This window comes from Chryseobacterium polytrichastri, from assembly GCF_900142445.1.
GTDB classification, from domain to species: Bacteria; Bacteroidota; Bacteroidia; order Flavobacteriales; family Weeksellaceae; genus Chryseobacterium; species Chryseobacterium polytrichastri.
The window spans coordinates 60,926-76,679 of record NZ_FRAV01000007.1; the positions used below are offsets into that span (position 1 = coordinate 60,926).

The 15,754-nt window shown below is 34.0% G+C and carries 13 protein-coding genes; 4 read left to right on the top strand and 9 right to left on the bottom strand.

Annotated features, from left to right (window positions below):
- Positions 1–80: 80 nt before the first annotated feature.
- The 5 genes from BUB80_RS05980 to BUB80_RS06000 all read right to left on the bottom strand — a co-directional run bounded on the left by BUB80_RS05980 (position 81) and on the right by BUB80_RS06000 (position 5,919).
- A complete protein-coding gene (locus BUB80_RS05980) occupies positions 81–1,055 on the bottom strand; it encodes a pyridoxal-phosphate dependent enzyme (protein ID WP_073291839.1) in 975 nt (324 codons plus the stop codon).
- A gap of 12 nt (positions 1,056–1,067) precedes the next feature.
- Positions 1,068–2,039: a Rossmann-fold NAD(P)-binding domain-containing protein gene (locus tag BUB80_RS05985; RefSeq protein WP_083547077.1), complete on the bottom strand. Its 972-nt coding sequence runs from the start codon at positions 2,037–2,039 to the stop codon at positions 1,068–1,070.
- Between the two features lie 191 nt (positions 2,040–2,230).
- Positions 2,231–4,225 (bottom strand): S9 family peptidase, encoded by a 1,995-nt coding sequence (locus tag BUB80_RS05990; RefSeq protein ID WP_073291841.1) that lies wholly within the window; start codon positions 4,223–4,225, stop codon positions 2,231–2,233.
- Positions 4,226–4,416: 191 nt separating this feature from the next.
- The gene (locus tag BUB80_RS05995; RefSeq protein ID WP_073291843.1) at positions 4,417–4,761 is read right to left on the bottom strand and encodes a phage holin family protein; all 345 of its coding nucleotides are present in this window, start codon (positions 4,759–4,761) and stop codon (positions 4,417–4,419) included.
- Positions 4,762–4,908: 147 nt separating this feature from the next.
- Complete coding sequence (locus BUB80_RS06000) at positions 4,909–5,919, bottom strand: LacI family DNA-binding transcriptional regulator (protein ID WP_073291845.1); 1,011 nt, start codon at positions 5,917–5,919, stop codon at positions 4,909–4,911.
- Between the two features lie 181 nt (positions 5,920–6,100).
- Here BUB80_RS06000 and BUB80_RS06005 point away from each other — a divergent pair, with 181 nt between their 5' ends.
- The 4 genes from BUB80_RS06005 (at position 6,101) to BUB80_RS06020 (ending at position 10,622) form a co-directional block, all read left to right on the top strand.
- Entirely contained in the window at positions 6,101–7,534 is a 1,434-nt protein-coding gene (locus tag BUB80_RS06005; RefSeq protein WP_073291847.1) for a mannitol dehydrogenase family protein, read from the top strand.
- Positions 7,535–7,548: 14 nt separating this feature from the next.
- The gene (locus tag BUB80_RS06010; protein ID WP_073291849.1) at positions 7,549–8,895 is read left to right on the top strand and encodes an MFS transporter; all 1,347 of its coding nucleotides are present in this window, start codon (positions 7,549–7,551) and stop codon (positions 8,893–8,895) included.
- An 88-nt stretch (positions 8,896–8,983) separates the two neighbouring features.
- On the top strand, positions 8,984–9,721 hold the full coding sequence (locus tag BUB80_RS06015) for a hypothetical protein (protein ID WP_073291987.1): 738 nt from the start codon (positions 8,984–8,986) through the stop codon (positions 9,719–9,721).
- Between the two features lie 85 nt (positions 9,722–9,806).
- Complete coding sequence (locus BUB80_RS06020; protein ID WP_073291851.1) at positions 9,807–10,622, top strand: GLPGLI family protein; 816 nt, start codon at positions 9,807–9,809, stop codon at positions 10,620–10,622.
- 14 nt (positions 10,623–10,636) lie between these two features.
- Here the strand turns inward: BUB80_RS06020 and BUB80_RS06025 are convergent, their stop codons facing one another.
- The 4 genes from BUB80_RS06025 to BUB80_RS06040 form a co-directional block, all read right to left on the bottom strand.
- Positions 10,637–11,059, bottom strand: a complete 423-nt coding sequence (locus BUB80_RS06025) for a PaaI family thioesterase (RefSeq protein ID WP_073291852.1) — start codon at positions 11,057–11,059, stop codon at positions 10,637–10,639.
- 279 nt (positions 11,060–11,338) lie between these two features.
- A complete protein-coding gene (locus tag BUB80_RS06030; protein ID WP_073291854.1) occupies positions 11,339–13,459 on the bottom strand; it encodes a type IA DNA topoisomerase in 2,121 nt (706 codons plus the stop codon).
- Positions 13,460–13,697: 238 nt separating this feature from the next.
- Positions 13,698–14,543, bottom strand: a complete 846-nt coding sequence (locus BUB80_RS06035) for a hypothetical protein (protein WP_139262561.1) — start codon at positions 14,541–14,543, stop codon at positions 13,698–13,700.
- A gap of 26 nt (positions 14,544–14,569) precedes the next feature.
- Positions 14,570–15,616: a hypothetical protein gene (locus BUB80_RS06040; RefSeq protein ID WP_139262564.1), complete on the bottom strand. Its 1,047-nt coding sequence runs from the start codon at positions 15,614–15,616 to the stop codon at positions 14,570–14,572.
- Positions 15,617–15,754 lie beyond the last annotated feature (138 nt).

The following is a 15,754-nucleotide window of genomic DNA, read 5'->3' on the forward strand; positions in this document are numbered from 1 at the left end:
TTCAAATATATAAATTTCCAGCAAAGAAAGAACGGACTCAAAAATCCGTTCTCACATTATATCATATATCAAAAAACATTCTAATTGTTTACAATAGATTCAAAAAGTTCCGGATTAATATTCCCTCCACAAATCACAATACATACTTTTTTACCTTTAAAAAGGTCTTTATTTTTAATGAAACCAGCCACGCTTACTCCGGCAGCACCTTCAATAATTTGTTGATCATGTTTATAGATCAACTTCATTGCGTTTTTAATTTCATCTTCAGAAACTTCCTGATAACCATCTGTAACCGCCTCAATAATATCAAGCGTTATAGCCCCTTTTTCATAGCCGCCTGCCGAGCCATCAGAAATAGTGTCCAAAGACATACTTTCTACATATTTTTTATCCCGTATCGCCCAATATACCTCGGGAGAATTGGCGGGTACACATCCCATAATTAAAACATCAGGTAATACAGATTTTAAATAAGAAGCTGTTCCAGAAATCAATCCACCACCCCCTATAGTAATAAGCACGGCATCCAGATCTGGTCCTAATTGTTGAGCTATTTCTACTCCAACAGTTCCTTGTCCGCCAATAATTTTCAGATCATTGTAAGGAGAAACCCAAGTCATATAATGATCTTCAGCGAATTTTTTAGCATACTCTTCTGTAGCCGAAGAATCATTACCGTATTCATTTATTTCTAAATTGCCTAAAGCTTTTATTTTATTAAGCTTCATTTGTGAAGCCGTTTTAGGGACAAATAATTGCGCATTTACATGATCACGTAAACCGGATGCAGTTGCAAATGCCAAACCGTGATTTCCTGTAGAAGCTGTTATAATTCCTATTTCACATTCTTCATCAGTTAAAGACAGTACTTTATTTACAGCTCCTCTGAGCTTAAAGGAACCTGTTTTTTGTTGATTTTCTAATTTCAGATATACTTCACCACCCGTTAAAGATGATAAATAACCCGATTTCAAAACTTCTGTTGTGTTGATATGAGCTCTGATATTTTTTTCAGCCATTAAAACCTCATTAACAATATTTTCTATTTTCATACATTTATATTTTTATTTTAAATATGTTTCATACACCCCCTGAGCGATCATTAAATCCTGAGTGGCAATTCCGGTGAGGTCAGCAATTGTAATTTCTGTATCATTTTTTCGTCCTAAGCTTCTATCTCTAATAACTTTTCCCAGCTCAACAACCTCTTTTTTAGGGGTCAACTGATGATTATACATTTGATATAGTTCTCCACGAAATTTACACTGTTCAATACTGTCAACCACCACAAGGTCAGAATGCGCAACAAGAGCAGGATCCAATTCAATTTTATGAGGTGTATCAGACCCTACCGCTGTAATATGAGTTCCCGGCTTGATCCATTCTTTTCTAAGCAAATATTCTTGGGAAGGCGTTGTTGTAACAATTAGATTACTATTTTCAGCCAGCTCCTGAAGATGGTTGGTTGAGGTAATATCCCAATATTCATGATCAATTTCATCCAAAAATTTCTTTAAACCAGTTTCTGATCTTGCCCAGACTGAAACTTTTCTGCATGCTGTGACTGTTTTTAGATATTTTAATTGCATTTGAGCCTGTATTCCTGCACCCACAATCCCTATCTGAGTAATATTTTTCGGAGCTAAATATTTAGCACAAACGGCACCTGCTAAACCTGTTCTGACATCTGTAAGATAGCCGTTATCCAGCAAAACAGCACTTGTACAACCTGTTTCACTATCAAACAACAACATCAAACCCTGGCTTGAAGATATTCCTTTACCAGGATTTTCATAGAAACCTGAAGCAATTTTTACCACATAATATGGCATTTCTTTTACAGATGCACACTTAATATGAACGTCACCAGAAGGATTTTCAAAATTTAATTCCGTAACAGGAGGAAGCTGCACTTGCGAATTACTGTATAGAGTAAATGCTTTTTCAATTAAAGGCAGCAATTCTATATTAGGTAATAAACTGTGTATCTCGTCTTCTGTAAGAACTTTAGAGCTCGAATTTAGATTAACCATCATTATTAATATTAAATATTTGTGTATTGATTTTGCTTATTGTCTAGGCAATGACTCGTAAATTTAATAATTTTCAGATACCACCGTATTATTTTATGATCATTTATAATAAATTTCAATTTATTAGGATTTAGGCATAAAAAAAACGAACCGAAGTCCGTTTTCAAATATTTTTAAATAATATGTATGTGATATTATAACGTTTCTTTCAACCAATCAAAGAATTCTCTCTGCCAAACTAAACCATTTTGCGGATGTAGCACCCAGTGATTTTCGTTAGGGAAATAGACTAATTTAGATTTCAAGCCTCTCAATTTAGCCGCTTGGAAAGCTTCCTGACCTTGTTCGTAAGGAACACGGAAATCTATTCCACCTTGGAAAATCATAATAGGCTTATTCCATTTGTCAACAAAATTACTTGGGTTAAATTCTGTATATGCTTTTGGCAATGGCTTTTCCCATGGAGAACCTAAATCCCAATTCGCGAACCAAAGTTCTTCTGTTGTTAAATACCAAGATTTCATATCAAATAATCCATCGTGAGCGATGAACGTTTTGAATCTGTTCTCATGAATTCCTGCCAACATAAATACGCTGTATCCACCATAACTAGCTCCAACCGCGGCTACTCTACTTCCGTCAACATACGGTAACGTTTTCGCATAATCTGTTGCTGCCAAGTAATCTCTCATGGGTTGTCCGCCCCAGTCTTTAGAAATTTCTTCATTCCATTTTGTTCCCCATCCCGGCATTCCGCGACGATTTGGTGCTACCACGATGTATCCGTTCGCTGCCATTAAAGCAAAGTTCCATCTTGTACTGAAAAATTGTGTTAATGCAGATTGAGGACCTCCCTGACAATATACTAATGTTGGATATTTTTTATTAGGATCAAAGTTTGGCGGATAATGGAACCATACGCCCATTTCTTTTCCGTCTGTTGTTTTCACCATCTTCAGTTCAGATTTTCCCTGAGCCAATTTAGAATACATGTCTTTATTAGCTTCGGTAATCTGCTTCATTTCACCATTCTTCAGATTAACTGAGAAAAGGTCTGTTGCATGGTTTACGTCTGTTCTTCCAACTACCAAAGAGTTTTTATTATCTGCAAAAATCTCGTTGACATCAAAATCTCCTTTTGTAATTTGCTGAACTTTCGAATTTTTAGGATCTAAAGAAAACAACTGTTTTGTTCCTCTAAAAGCTGCTGTGAAGTAAATTGCTTTAGAATCTCCACCCCAGAAAACATCTCCGGAAACACTTTCGTCCCAACTGCTTGTAAGATTTGAAGTTTTTCCTGATTTCCAATCCATCAATTTGATGTCATTTTTATCAGCCTCATATCCATCTCTTTCCATACTCTGCCAAACCAACGACTTTCCATCCGGACTGAATTTTGGATTTACATCATATCCTTTATTGGTTTCCGTTAAGTTCTTAGTAGCTCCAGAAGCCAGATCGTAAGCAAAGATATCCGTATTGGTACTTGTTGAATATTCTTTACCACTTTTCGGTTTTGTAACATATAAAAGTTGAGAAGAATCTGGGCTCCAGATAAAATCTTCAGCACCTCCAAAAGGTCTTTGAGGAGAATCCCAAGCTTTACCATCCAATAGATCTTTTGCAGCATCTACTTTATCAGAAGCATTTACTACAAAAACGTGATTGTATTTCCCTTCATTAAAATAATCCCAGTGTCTGTGGTTTAGGTCTGTATATACCTGAGCAGTAGTTTTTGGAGTATCGGCATACTTGTCTTTCCCCATTAATTTTTCCACTAAAACCTGCTTGCTGAAAGCTATTTTTTTCCCATCAGGAGAAATTACAATATTATCAGCTTCCCCGATCGTATAAAACTCAGTCCAGGTCTTCCCGCTGTCTTTAGAAAGATAGATATTATCTCCTTCCTGAGCGTAAATACCGTTCTTATCCCACTGAATAAGAGCTTTTTTACCAAAATCTATTTTAGAAGCTTGATTATTAAGAACGTTTAGAAAATAGTTCTCACTTTTTGTTTTTTCCGTTTTTAGATCTACCTGTCCCACTTTATAAATAAGCGAAGACTGATCTGGTGAAACAGCCTGTACTCCCACTTTTTTCAAAGTCCAAAGAATTTCAGGTGTCATTAGTTGTTGTGCATTCATTAAAAGCGGAGCTGCCAAAGCCAGCAGACTGTACTTAAGTTTCATATATTGATATTCATTTTTGTTACGGACCTATGAAATAGCATCATAATTTCAGTAAATCCCTATTTAATTCAAAGATGCCCAAAGTTAATGTTTATCTTAAAATTAAGCGAAAGAATTAACGTTTATGTTTAAAACAAAAAAATCCGCCAATAAAAAACTGACGGATATATATTTGATATGAATTTATTATTTTAATCCTTATCTGAGAACATAGAGTTCGCAAGAGAGGTAATAAAGGAAAGCAAGATACTAAAAATAAATGCCCACCAAAAACCTTTTACATGCATACTGTCAATAAAATAATCAGTCATTAAAATCATAATCGCATTAATTACCAAAGCGAAAAATCCTAATGTTATAATCGTAAGAGGAAACCCTAATATGCTTAATATTGGTTTAACGATGATATTAAGAACCCCTAAAACAATAGCAAAAATAATGGCCGTTGAAAAGCTTTCAAAATATACTCCCGGTAAAATTTTAGTTAGCAGAAATGCAACGATTGCTGTTATAAAAAGTCGAATGATCAAGTTCATAATAATTAATTTTTTAATGTTTATAGGTGCTACCGAGCAAAAGCCATTCGATTTAAAGTAAATAAATTGATAATAATTAATTCAATTTAAGAGAAAAATTCAATCAAATATCAATATCTCATTTACAAATTTCTGATTTCTACAAACTTAATTAAAAGTAGAAGCACGATAAATTAATTCTGTATCCATCACAATTGTTTGGTTTGGCGCTGAAATATCTTTTATTTTTTCTAGCATTAAGTCTGCTGCAGCTTCCCCCATTTTCACCAAAGGTTGCTGTACACTGGTGAGTTTCGGATGGACGATGGTAGCCAATTCGGTTCCTGAAAAACTTGCAACAGCCACTTGTTCGGGGATTTTTATTCCTTTCTCCAAAAGATAATTCATGGCCCCGATTGCCAATGTATCACTGAAAGCAAAAATACTGTCGAATTCAATTTTCCTGTCCAGTAAATGTTTTGCGGCATGCTCTCCGGCTTCGAACATCATTCCGTCCGTTTTTATGATCAACTCAGGATCAAATATATTATGTTTCTTTAAAATACGTTTATAGCCCATTTCTCTTTCAACCGCATTACGGATCGTAGACGGTCCCATGATATGGACGATTCTTTTTCTTCCTGTATTAATCAAGTGTTCAACCACCAAGGACGCTTTGATATTATCATCTACTACCACTTTTGAAACCTCCAATGTTTTACTCGGAATTCTGTCAAAAAAAACTAAAGGAATTCCCCTATCCATGATCTCTTTGTACACATCTTCATTATAGGTTTCATGACAGAGATTAATGATAATCCCATCTACATTAAACTCTTCTAAAAGCTGTAGGTTTTTTCTCTCAATTAAAGGGTTTTCGTCGGATTGTGTAATGATAACCCGATATCCCAAAGGGTACAAAATATTTTGAATTCCCTGCAACACTTTTGAAGAAAAAGGGGTGATCATTTCGGGAACTACAAGGCCAATATTCTTTGTCTGACCATACTTTAAACTTAATGCTGTGGTGTTGGGCCTATATCCTAATTTTTCGGCTGCTTCCAATACTCTTTTTTGAGTTTCGGCATTGATATTTTTGTCATTTAACAGCGCTCTCGATATCGTAGAGGTGGACAAGGATAAGAATTTGGATAAATCTTTAAGGGTAATTCTGCTCATCACGTGTCTTTTTTAGATATATTTTCATCAAAAATACATAAAAAATATGCAAATGGGAACGTTCCCAAAGTTTTGGGAACGTTCCCATAAAAAAAAATCAAATAAAAAACATTATCAATAACCAAATTAATATAAGTTTGAGAAATCGACTAATATTAAAAAAATATATAAAATTTTTCACATGAGTATACAAGCTTATCAATACGATTCCAAAAACATACAATCAGGTATTCTGCACATTGGGGTAGGGAATTTTCACAGAGCCCACCAACAGTTTTATACCAATGAATTATTGAAGTATGAAGACCAGCAGCATTGGGGAATCTGTGGTGTTTGTCTACTTCCTTCTGATGAAAAAATTGTAACCAATTTAAGGTCTCAACATCTTGACTATACTTTAACGATTTGTGGCAGAAACGGCAAAGATGAAATACACAATATCGGTTCTTTAACAGAATTAATTTGGGGTATAGAAGACCCAAAAGCGGTGATCAATAAAATTGCAAATCCAGCGATCAAAATCATCACCTTAACGATTACTGAAGGAGGATATAATTTGGATAAAGAAACGAATGCATTTAATTTAAATGATGAAAAAATTAAATATGATCTGGAAAATCCGAGCAGTCCAACAACTGTTTTCGGGTTTGTTGCAGAAGGACTTCGTAAAAGAAAAGAAGACGGAAACGGAAGCATTACCATTCTTTCTTGTGACAACCTTCAACACAACGGTAATACAGCAAAAAGAGCTTTTACCACTTTCATTGAAGCACAGGATAAAGAGTTGGCAGAATGGGTAAAAACCAACGTTACTTTCCCTAACAGTATGGTGGATAGAATTACGCCAGCCACCACTCCGGAAGACGTTATTAGATTGAATGAAAAAAGCGGAACTGAGGATAAAGCTCCTGTTTACTGTGAAGATTTTACGCAATGGGTGATTGAAGATCAATTTATCGCGGGAAGACCTGCTTGGGAAAAAGTTGGAGTAGAATTTACTCAGGATGTAACGGCTTTTGAAAATATGAAATTAAGCCTTTTGAATGCTTCCCATACCCTACTTTCCTACCCTTCTTTTTTAAAAGGATACCGAAAAGTAGATGAAGCTATGCAGGATCAGGACATTATCAAATTGGTCCGTAATTTTATGGATATTGATATTACCCCTTATGTTCCAGCTCCTGAAAATACTGATCTGGAAAAATACAAACAAACTTTGATAGAGCGATTTTCAAATCACAGTGTGAGCGATCAGGTAAGCAGATTGTGTTTTGACGGAGTTTCTAAATTCCCGGTTTACATTATGCCGAATCTCATCAAAATGATTAATGATGATAAAGACCTCATCCGTGTAGCTTTTCTATTTGCATCTTACAGACATTATCTAAAATATAAGGTGGATGATAAAGGACATTCTTATGAAGTTGCAGAACCTTGGATTACTGAAAATGATGAAAAACTTATTTCAAGTGACAACGCTATTGACTTCTTAGGTTTATCTGCTTTTAAAAGTATAGACTTAAAAGAATCAGAATCATTTATTCAAGTCTATGAAAGATTCGTGAGTGAAATTAAAAATCAGGGAGCTACTCAGGTATTAAAATCAATAATATAAAAAAACAAACACTTATGATAGTCAATTCAGATACCAAACCCCTTGATACAAAAACGAATACCAGTATATTCCCTTTTGCTATTATTACTTTCATCTACTTTATTGTCGGTTTTTTAACAACCGTCAATGAGCAGCTGCAGGCACCTTTGAAATTCACTTTCTTATCTCATGCAGGAAGTTTAAAGAATACTTTCACTACCTTAATCTCCTTTTTTTTCTTTTTAGGATATCTTCTGAACGGAACATTAGGAAGCAAATGGGTAAATGCTTTTGGATATAAAAACACCATTCTGAGAGGACTTTTATTTATGATCTCAGGACTTTTTATGTACTTATTCTCATCTTGGTTTGGTTTTAAATTTCCTGATCTTGACTTTAGTATTGCTGATGCTGTAATTCCTTTTGGATTTATCATTTTCGTTGTAGGATCTTATTTAATGGGAACTTCAGCAGCAATCATTCAGGTGGTAGTGAATCCTTATGCAGCTTCTTATCAGTTAAAAGGGACACAACCTGTACAGCGATTAAATATTTTAACAGCAATTAATTCCATAGGAACCACTTCTGCTCCTTTTTTTGTAACTGTTGTGATGTTCAGCGGAATTTCTATTGAAAACATAGAGATCAAACAATTATTACTGCCCCTTTCTGTTTTAATTGCCTGTATTTTAACGGTTATGCTCATCACCAGAAAACTGCACCTTCCGGATATTGAAAATACGAGAGCCGTGGCAGGAGAAAAACTGGAAAGAAGTATTTGGTCATTCAGACATTTTGCATTGGGCGTTGTGGCTATTTTCTTTTATGTGGGAACAGAAGTTGCAATTGGAGCTAATATCAATCTCCATGCTTTTGAATTAATGGAATCCGGGCATCCCATCACGTTCTTCGGAAAAACAGATATTATGATTGGTGGGATGGACCTAGGAATCCATGCTTTATTGTCCACTTTATATTGGGGAGGGTTTTTAGTTGGAAGATCTATTTCAAGTTTTCTGAGTCATATTTCTGCTAAAACACAATTGGCTACTACGACTATCCTTGCCACCATTCTTGCCATAGTATCCATGATCACTCAAAATCTTTGGTTTCTTGTTGCTATTGGCCTTTTACATTCCTCTATGTGGAGCTGTATCTATTCTCTTTCAATAAAAGGATGGAATAAATATACTTCAAAAGCATCCGGCGTATTTATCTCAGCGGTATTTGGCGGAGCTGTATTTACTCTTGTTCAAGGTGGGCTGGCAGATGCTTTAGGATCTTGGAGATGGACCTGGATATTAACTGTAGTTTGCGAATTACTGATGTTATCCTACGCTCTATTTGGATCAAAAATCAGAGAAAAAGACTTACTTAACTAACCCTTTAATTTTCAACAGTACATTCTATAATCCGGTATTTACTTATCGGATGTGGAATGCTACTTATCAAATAAAAACACACAACATCATGATCAGAACTAAATTATTGATAATGTTCAGCATTATTATTGGAAGCTCATTGCTTTATAGTCAAAAAATCCATTCTGCCCTACAACTTAGAAACAGTCATTTGTGGCGTGGTTTAGAAGTTTCTTCAGGCTTAGTTTATACAGGAGATATTCACATAGACGGTAAAAATTTCTATGGCGGATTTTGGACCGGAGGAAATGTAGATGGCTCTTACAAAGAATTCAACAATTATATTGGTTATAAAAATAAACATCTTACGGTAGAACTTTGGGACATTTATAATTTCTCACCCAATGCCACTTACAACAACAAAGAATTTTTCAATTATAATGCCAGCGAAACCGGCCGTTTCTGGGATTTGAGATCCTATTACACCATCAGTGATAAAATTCCTTTAACCTTAAGTGCCAACACTGTAATTTTCGGTAGAGACAGGAATAAAGACAACACCGAAAACAAATATTCGTCTTTTGTTTCTGCGGAATATCCAGTTTATAAAAAAGAAGATGAAAACCTGGAAGTCCGTACAAGAGTTGGCTATGGTTTCTCCCTCAATCATGCAGGAGAAGACAGTAATTTCTTTGCTAAAAAAGATGGTATTACTGAGGTGAGTTTAATTGTTTCCAAAACTTTCATCATTGCTGGCTATAAACTTCCTGTCGGAATCTGGGGAATGTGGAATCCTGTTGGGAATAATGCGTATCTGCAATTTTCTGTTCAGGCTTACTCATTTTAAAACCAATACAATTAGTTAAAAAACAGTTAATTAACATGCAACCTATTATTTATTGAAGTACTTTTATTGATGAAAAATTCAAATAATGAAAAATTACGTTGTCCTTTTTACCATCATCCTTTTCAATTTCTGTAATGCTCAGAATTATAAAATCTATTACAAATTATCGTATAAAAAAGACTCTACAGACAGTAAACTTAGCACTAAAAACATGGTGTTGGAAATCAATAAAAACAAATCATTTTTTTATTCTCCTTCAGATCTACAAACAGGAAGTAGAGAAACCTCAGCAGCCGTAAATACAGAAATCACTTACGATGGGGAACCTTTTGAATATATCTTGACTGTAAAAAATAATTCTTCAAAAGAAATCAGCAAAACAACTTCTATCGGGATGAATACCTATGAAATTAAAGATACTCCCATTCTTAACTGGAAAATAGAAAATGAGAAAAAGAAGATTGGCACTTATAACTGTCAGAAAGCTACTCTCAGCTTTTCCGGTCGCCAATGGGAAGCATGGTTTTCAACAGAAGTTGCCATTAATAACGGACCTTATATTTTCAGTGGATTGCCCGGTTTAATCATAAAAATTAATGAGACTAAAAATAATTTTGACTTTGAACTCACTGGCTTAGAAAAAATGAAACCTGAACAAAAGAATTTTTCATGGAATAGCAGATCTATAAAAACCACCAAAAAGCAATTGCAGAAACTAAAGCTAGATTATTACAGTGATCCTTTCAAAGAAATAAGAGCCGGCGAAGGAATGATGATTACCCGTGGGGACTCTGGTGAGCCCGTTCAAGCTAACCTTAAAGAATCTGTAAAACAGGAACAAGAAAAGCTCAAAAAAGAAAACAATCCTCTGGAGTTAGTTGATTTAGTGAAATATCCTTAATCGAATAAAAATACTTATTTTATCTTCATCATCGTAACCAATGAAGTTGCCACATGACTTTCTGAACCTCCATTTTCATCAACAACATAAATTTCTGTTCTGATGACGCTGATCTTTGCACCTCCTTTTATCACATAAGATTTTGAAACCAAAGCATCACCCATTGCAGGACGTAAATAATTAACTTTTAATTCCACCGTCACAACATAACAATCTTGTTCATAATGGCTCACCGCCGCATATCCTGAAGAAACATCCACCAAAGAAGCAATCATTGCCCCGTTGAACATTCCTGCTTTTCTGGTCATTAATTCCATTTTTGGAATTTTCATGGAAATGAAATCAGTATCAACTTCCAGTAATTCTGCTTTGTAGAATTTTAAGGTTTCTGAACGGTTGAAACTGTCAGTGATGAGTTGTTTTTTTTCGGGGGTCATTGATTATTATTTGAAGGGTAAATTTAAACACAAATGGCACAAATATTTCAAACAAATGACACAAATCTTAAAACAAAGTTTAAACTTAATAATCTTAATCGCTTAATATAAACTTAATGGTTAGATTTTTTAAACATTAAGAAAGGTTAGTTAAGTTTTGGCTAAAGCCAATTGAACGTATTTAAAATGAAAACGGGCTAAAGCCCGTTCCTATTGATATTGTTGAAAATAATGTTTGTGTTATTCGTGAAGAACATTCGTGTTATTTGTGTTTGAAACTTAGTTAAGCTCAACCTGAAAATCATCAGACAACAATAAAACTCCTTCTACTAAACTTTCCGGATGTGTTGTAAACCCTTTTAGCTTTGAAGTTTTTCCTTTTAATACTAAATCTAAAAGTTGTTTATCTGAAATCTTTTTCCCGAAAATATCGAAAGAGATTTTAAAGCCACAATTTTTAAAATCAGAACAGCCGACAGCGGTTTTTCCTTTGATTAAATTATGTTCTTTACACTTCGGACACTTAGTTTCTTCCCAAGTCTGAAGTTCTTTTTTTACCGCAGGTTCCCTCTTTTTCTTTTCAACTACTTTTTCTTCTTCCTGCAACATGATGACTTTTCCTTTTCCGTCTACCACTTTTTTGGTCAACTCCGTCACCATTTGGATCAATTCTTCTTTAAACTGATTGGCTTCATATTCACCACTTTCAATTTTGCGAAGTTTTAATTCCCATTCCCCCGTTAATTCAGGGCTTTTCAGTAATTCATCTTCAATCGTATCAATCAATTGAATTCCGGTCTGTGTAGCAATTAGATTTTTTCTTTTCTTTTCAATATACTGTCGTTTGAAAAGCGTTTCTATGATATTGGCTCGGGTGGATGGTCTTCCGATCCCGTTATTTTTTAAAAGTTCACGAAGTTCTTCGTCTTCCACCTGTTTTCCGGCAGTTTCCATTGCTCTCAGAAGCGTTGCTTCCGTGTAAGGCTTGGGTGGCGAAGTTTTACCCTGATGAATCATCGGATCATGGGGTCCGGTTTCTCCGGCAACGAATTCAGGAATCGTTTGTTCCTCTTCCTTATCTTTTTCTTTATCAGCAGGTTCTTCTTTGGCATCTTTTGCATAAACTGCTCTCCAACCCGGTTCAAGGATCTGTCTTCCACTTGTTTTAAACGGAATGGTTCCTACCTTACCTTCTACCAAGGTATTTGAAATTTTACATTCAGGATAAAATACAGAAATAAAACGTTTGGCAATCAGATCATACACCAATTTCTCTTCCCTGCTCAAGTTTTGAGAAGGCGTAACTTCCGTTGGAATAATCGCATGGTGATCCGTTACTTTTGCATCATCAAAAACTGCTTTCGATTTTGGAATTGGTGCTTCTAATAAAGGGGCAATCAGTTCCTGATAGAAATACATTTTTCGAAGAATCCCTTCAATTTTCGGATATAAACTTTCCGATAAATAGGTGGTATCAACACGTGGATAAGTCACATGTTTTTTCTCATAAAGACTTTGAATATATTTTAAAGTGCTGTCTGCAGAATAACCGTATTTCTTATTGGCTTCCACCTGAAGTCCGGTCAGGTCAAAAAGCCTTAGATTCTTTTCTTTTCCTTCTTTAATTTCAAAAGAAACGATCTCAAAAGGGTTTACTTTAAGATATTCCAATCCTTTTTCTGCGCGGTCTAATGTTTTTAAACGGTCAATCGCTGCGTTGAAAATAACGTCACGGTATTTGGTTTTCAGTTCCCAATATTCTTCGGTATTAAAAGCCTCGATTTCTTTCTGACGCTGAACCAACATCGCCAACGTGGGCGTCTGCACTCTTCCAATAGAAAGGACTACTTTATTTCCTCCAAATTTTTTAGTGAAAAGTCGGGTCGCGTTGATTCCCAATAACCAATCGCCAATCGCTCTTGCATTTCCTGCGAGATAGAGATTTTTGTAATCTTCGGCTGGTTTTAGGTTTTGAAAACCTTCTTTAATGGCTTCTTCGGTAAGAGAAGAAATCCATAAACGCTGAATGGGTTTGTTGCATTTTGCTTTCTGCAATACCCAACGCTGAATGAGTTCTCCCTCCTGCCCGGCATCCCCACAGTTAATCACCTCATCACACTCTTCCACCAATCTCTCAATCACTTTAAACTGATTTTCAACGCCTTTATTGGGAATTAGTTTGATCCCAAAATTATTTGGTATAATGGGCAGTAAAAACAAATTCCAGGATTTATATTGAGGACCGTAGTCGTGAGGTTCTTTCAGGGTGCAAAGATGTCCGAACGTCCATGTTACACAATAGCCGTTCCCTTCCATATACCCTTGTTTAGGCGTGGTTGCGCCCAATACTTTGGCGATATCTCTGGCAACACTGGGTTTTTCGGCAATACAAAGTTTCATGAATTTCGGGGATTATTGAAAGGGTTGCAAAAATCGGGATTTTTTTTGGATATTAAGTAATCTTGTAGTGTAAGAATTATACATTGCTGATAATTATTAATGATATAGAGCTGATGGTAATCCTATTTAATTCACTTAAGTTACCTCTCCAAAATACATTAAAGAGTCTGCCTTATAATCTAAAAAATAGTAACAAACATTTTGATCATATATCTATTTCAATTGGTTTGTTTTTATTTTACTCGAATGGCTCAAAAATATCACGCATATATTCAATTATAGAATTGTAATCAATAATTCCTGAATTTCTATAATCTGGTTCGTGAGTTTTTAATTCATTATAAATAGTTTTTCCATTAGAATCATCTAATAAAAATATTCTTGAAACTCCTCCATCTAATTGAAAGTATTCTAATTTCCAATAAGAATGACTCTTATCAAATAATCTAGCAATAGAATAACTTGGTAGATTATCTATTTCAATTTTGGAGGCTATTTCTAATACTTGAAGAACTGACATTCTGAAATATTTTTCTATATTAACATTAGAAATTTCATTTCCAGATTTATCATATACATACCAATTTCCTACGGGTATATTATCCGAATAAGTTTTTATTTTCTTTAACTCTCCTGTATCATAAAATACATAACTATATTTTACATCAATATTAATAGAGCGATTTTTATAATTATCCCAATCTTTATGTATTAGTATTACATTATTTTCATTTCTATAAATTTCCTCAAGAGAATAAAGTCTTGAATTTTCAATAAACATTCTCCGAACAAGTCCTTTAGAATCATATTCTTCAAAAGAATAATTTGAATCATTTATGCTATTTTTTGTAACCCTATTTAGTTTAATATTTATTCCTGATGGGCTTTTAATATTTATAGAATCCTTTTTTGTAAATTGATTATTTATTTGTTCTAAATTCGGAATTTCTATATTTCGAATGTTACGATTGGGGATTATCATTCTACTTTTCTTTATACTATTTTTAGAATCCTTTATTTTTTGTGCACAACAAGTCATTTCATTAATAAAAAGACACATAAAAATTAATATCCATTTTTCCATTTTAAATCTATCTATTGTAGAAATTTTTATTTAAAATATTCAAGTTCTCTTTCTATTATTGCTGTAATAGGGCCATCCTGGCCATTCATATAAACCTTACATTTATACCAATTATTATATTCATCATACTCATATTTGTAGTAAGTATGCTCTGGAAGTTCATACATGAAGCCTCGCAACTTTTGATTTGGAAACTCTGGAACATATTGTTTGTGAATTATATTTCCAAACTCATCATAATACATGATGGTTTTCTTTGTAACATATACTTTACTTCTTAAGGAAGATGTAAAATAGATTTCATTTTTTGAGATATAGTTTTTATTGGAATCGTATGTATATGTCTCACTTTGAACTTCTTCTTCGCAGCCATAAAGAGTCATTTTTACAATACGATCTTGGTTATCATATTCATATGAAAAATGTAAATCAGGACAATAAGAACTTTCCGTATCTACTGCATTAAAAGGCATTTCTTTACCAGAAATTCCTGGTTTAATATTTTGTTTGATAAGGTTTCCTTTATTATTGTAAATAAATTCAGTTTTTCTAATTAAATCCTTTTCGTTTAAGGTAAACTTATCAGAATCTGAGACTAAATAAAACTTTTCTTGCTTTATTCTTTTATGCTGATCTAACAAATATACGTATCCAAAGACCTGTTTATTGTCGTTCTGGTATATATTATTCTTATAAACATAATTTTGTTTAACCAATTGATAGTCATTATAAATTGAGTATTTAGGATATTTTACAACTTTAATATTCTTCTTTTGTTGTAAATCTTTATCGTCATATTCATGGAAAATAGCATACCTTTCTGATAGAGGCTTTTTTGTCATATCCATCCAATTCTCGTATCTGGGAATCTGTTTTATTATTCTTCCTTTATTGTCAAAGGAAATAAAAATTGCGCCTCCGATATTTCTGCTGAAATACATTACTTCTTCTTTAGCTTTTTGAAGATCTTGAACATTACCCAAAGAATCAGAAATATAAGTATAATACCAATATGCAGATTTCACAGGACCATGCAGATTAATATTTTCAGATCTACTCTGCTTTGAATTCATTAACATATCATCGGTTAAATTTTGCCCTAAGTACAGAGAAAAACAAGATAGTTGAAATAATATATTTAAAAAAAAATTCATGTAAAAGCTTTATTCAAGTGATAAATATAAAAAAAGCTCCCTTAAAAAAGAGAGCCC

What these genes read in the sequence shown, in the direction of transcription:
- BUB80_RS05980 (WP_073291839.1), bottom strand. Translation starts at nt 1,055, where the DNA reads ATGAAAATAGAAAATATTGTTAATGAGGTTTTAATGGCTGAAAAAAAT.
- BUB80_RS05985 (WP_083547077.1), bottom strand. Translation starts at nt 2,039, where the DNA reads ATGATGGTTAATCTAAATTCGAGCTCTAAAGTTCTTACAGAAGACGAG.
- BUB80_RS05990 (WP_073291841.1), bottom strand. Translation starts at nt 4,225, where the DNA reads ATGAAACTTAAGTACAGTCTGCTGGCTTTGGCAGCTCCGCTTTTAATG.
- BUB80_RS05995 (WP_073291843.1), bottom strand. Translation starts at nt 4,761, where the DNA reads ATGAACTTGATCATTCGACTTTTTATAACAGCAATCGTTGCATTTCTG.
- BUB80_RS06000 (WP_073291845.1), bottom strand. Translation starts at nt 5,919, where the DNA reads ATGAGCAGAATTACCCTTAAAGATTTATCCAAATTCTTATCCTTGTCC.
- BUB80_RS06005 (WP_073291847.1), top strand. Translation starts at nt 6,101, where the DNA reads ATGAGTATACAAGCTTATCAATACGATTCCAAAAACATACAATCAGGT.
- BUB80_RS06010 (WP_073291849.1), top strand. Translation starts at nt 7,549, where the DNA reads ATGATAGTCAATTCAGATACCAAACCCCTTGATACAAAAACGAATACC.
- BUB80_RS06015 (WP_073291987.1), top strand. Translation starts at nt 8,984, where the DNA reads ATGATCAGAACTAAATTATTGATAATGTTCAGCATTATTATTGGAAGC.
- BUB80_RS06020 (WP_073291851.1), top strand. Translation starts at nt 9,807, where the DNA reads ATGAAAAATTACGTTGTCCTTTTTACCATCATCCTTTTCAATTTCTGT.
- BUB80_RS06025 (WP_073291852.1), bottom strand. Translation starts at nt 11,059, where the DNA reads ATGACCCCCGAAAAAAAACAACTCATCACTGACAGTTTCAACCGTTCA.
- BUB80_RS06030 (WP_073291854.1), bottom strand. Translation starts at nt 13,459, where the DNA reads ATGAAACTTTGTATTGCCGAAAAACCCAGTGTTGCCAGAGATATCGCC.
- BUB80_RS06035 (WP_139262561.1), bottom strand. Translation starts at nt 14,543, where the DNA reads ATGGAAAAATGGATATTAATTTTTATGTGTCTTTTTATTAATGAAATG.
- BUB80_RS06040 (WP_139262564.1), bottom strand. Translation starts at nt 15,616, where the DNA reads ATGAATTCAAAGCAGAGTAGATCTGAAAATATTAATCTGCATGGTCCT.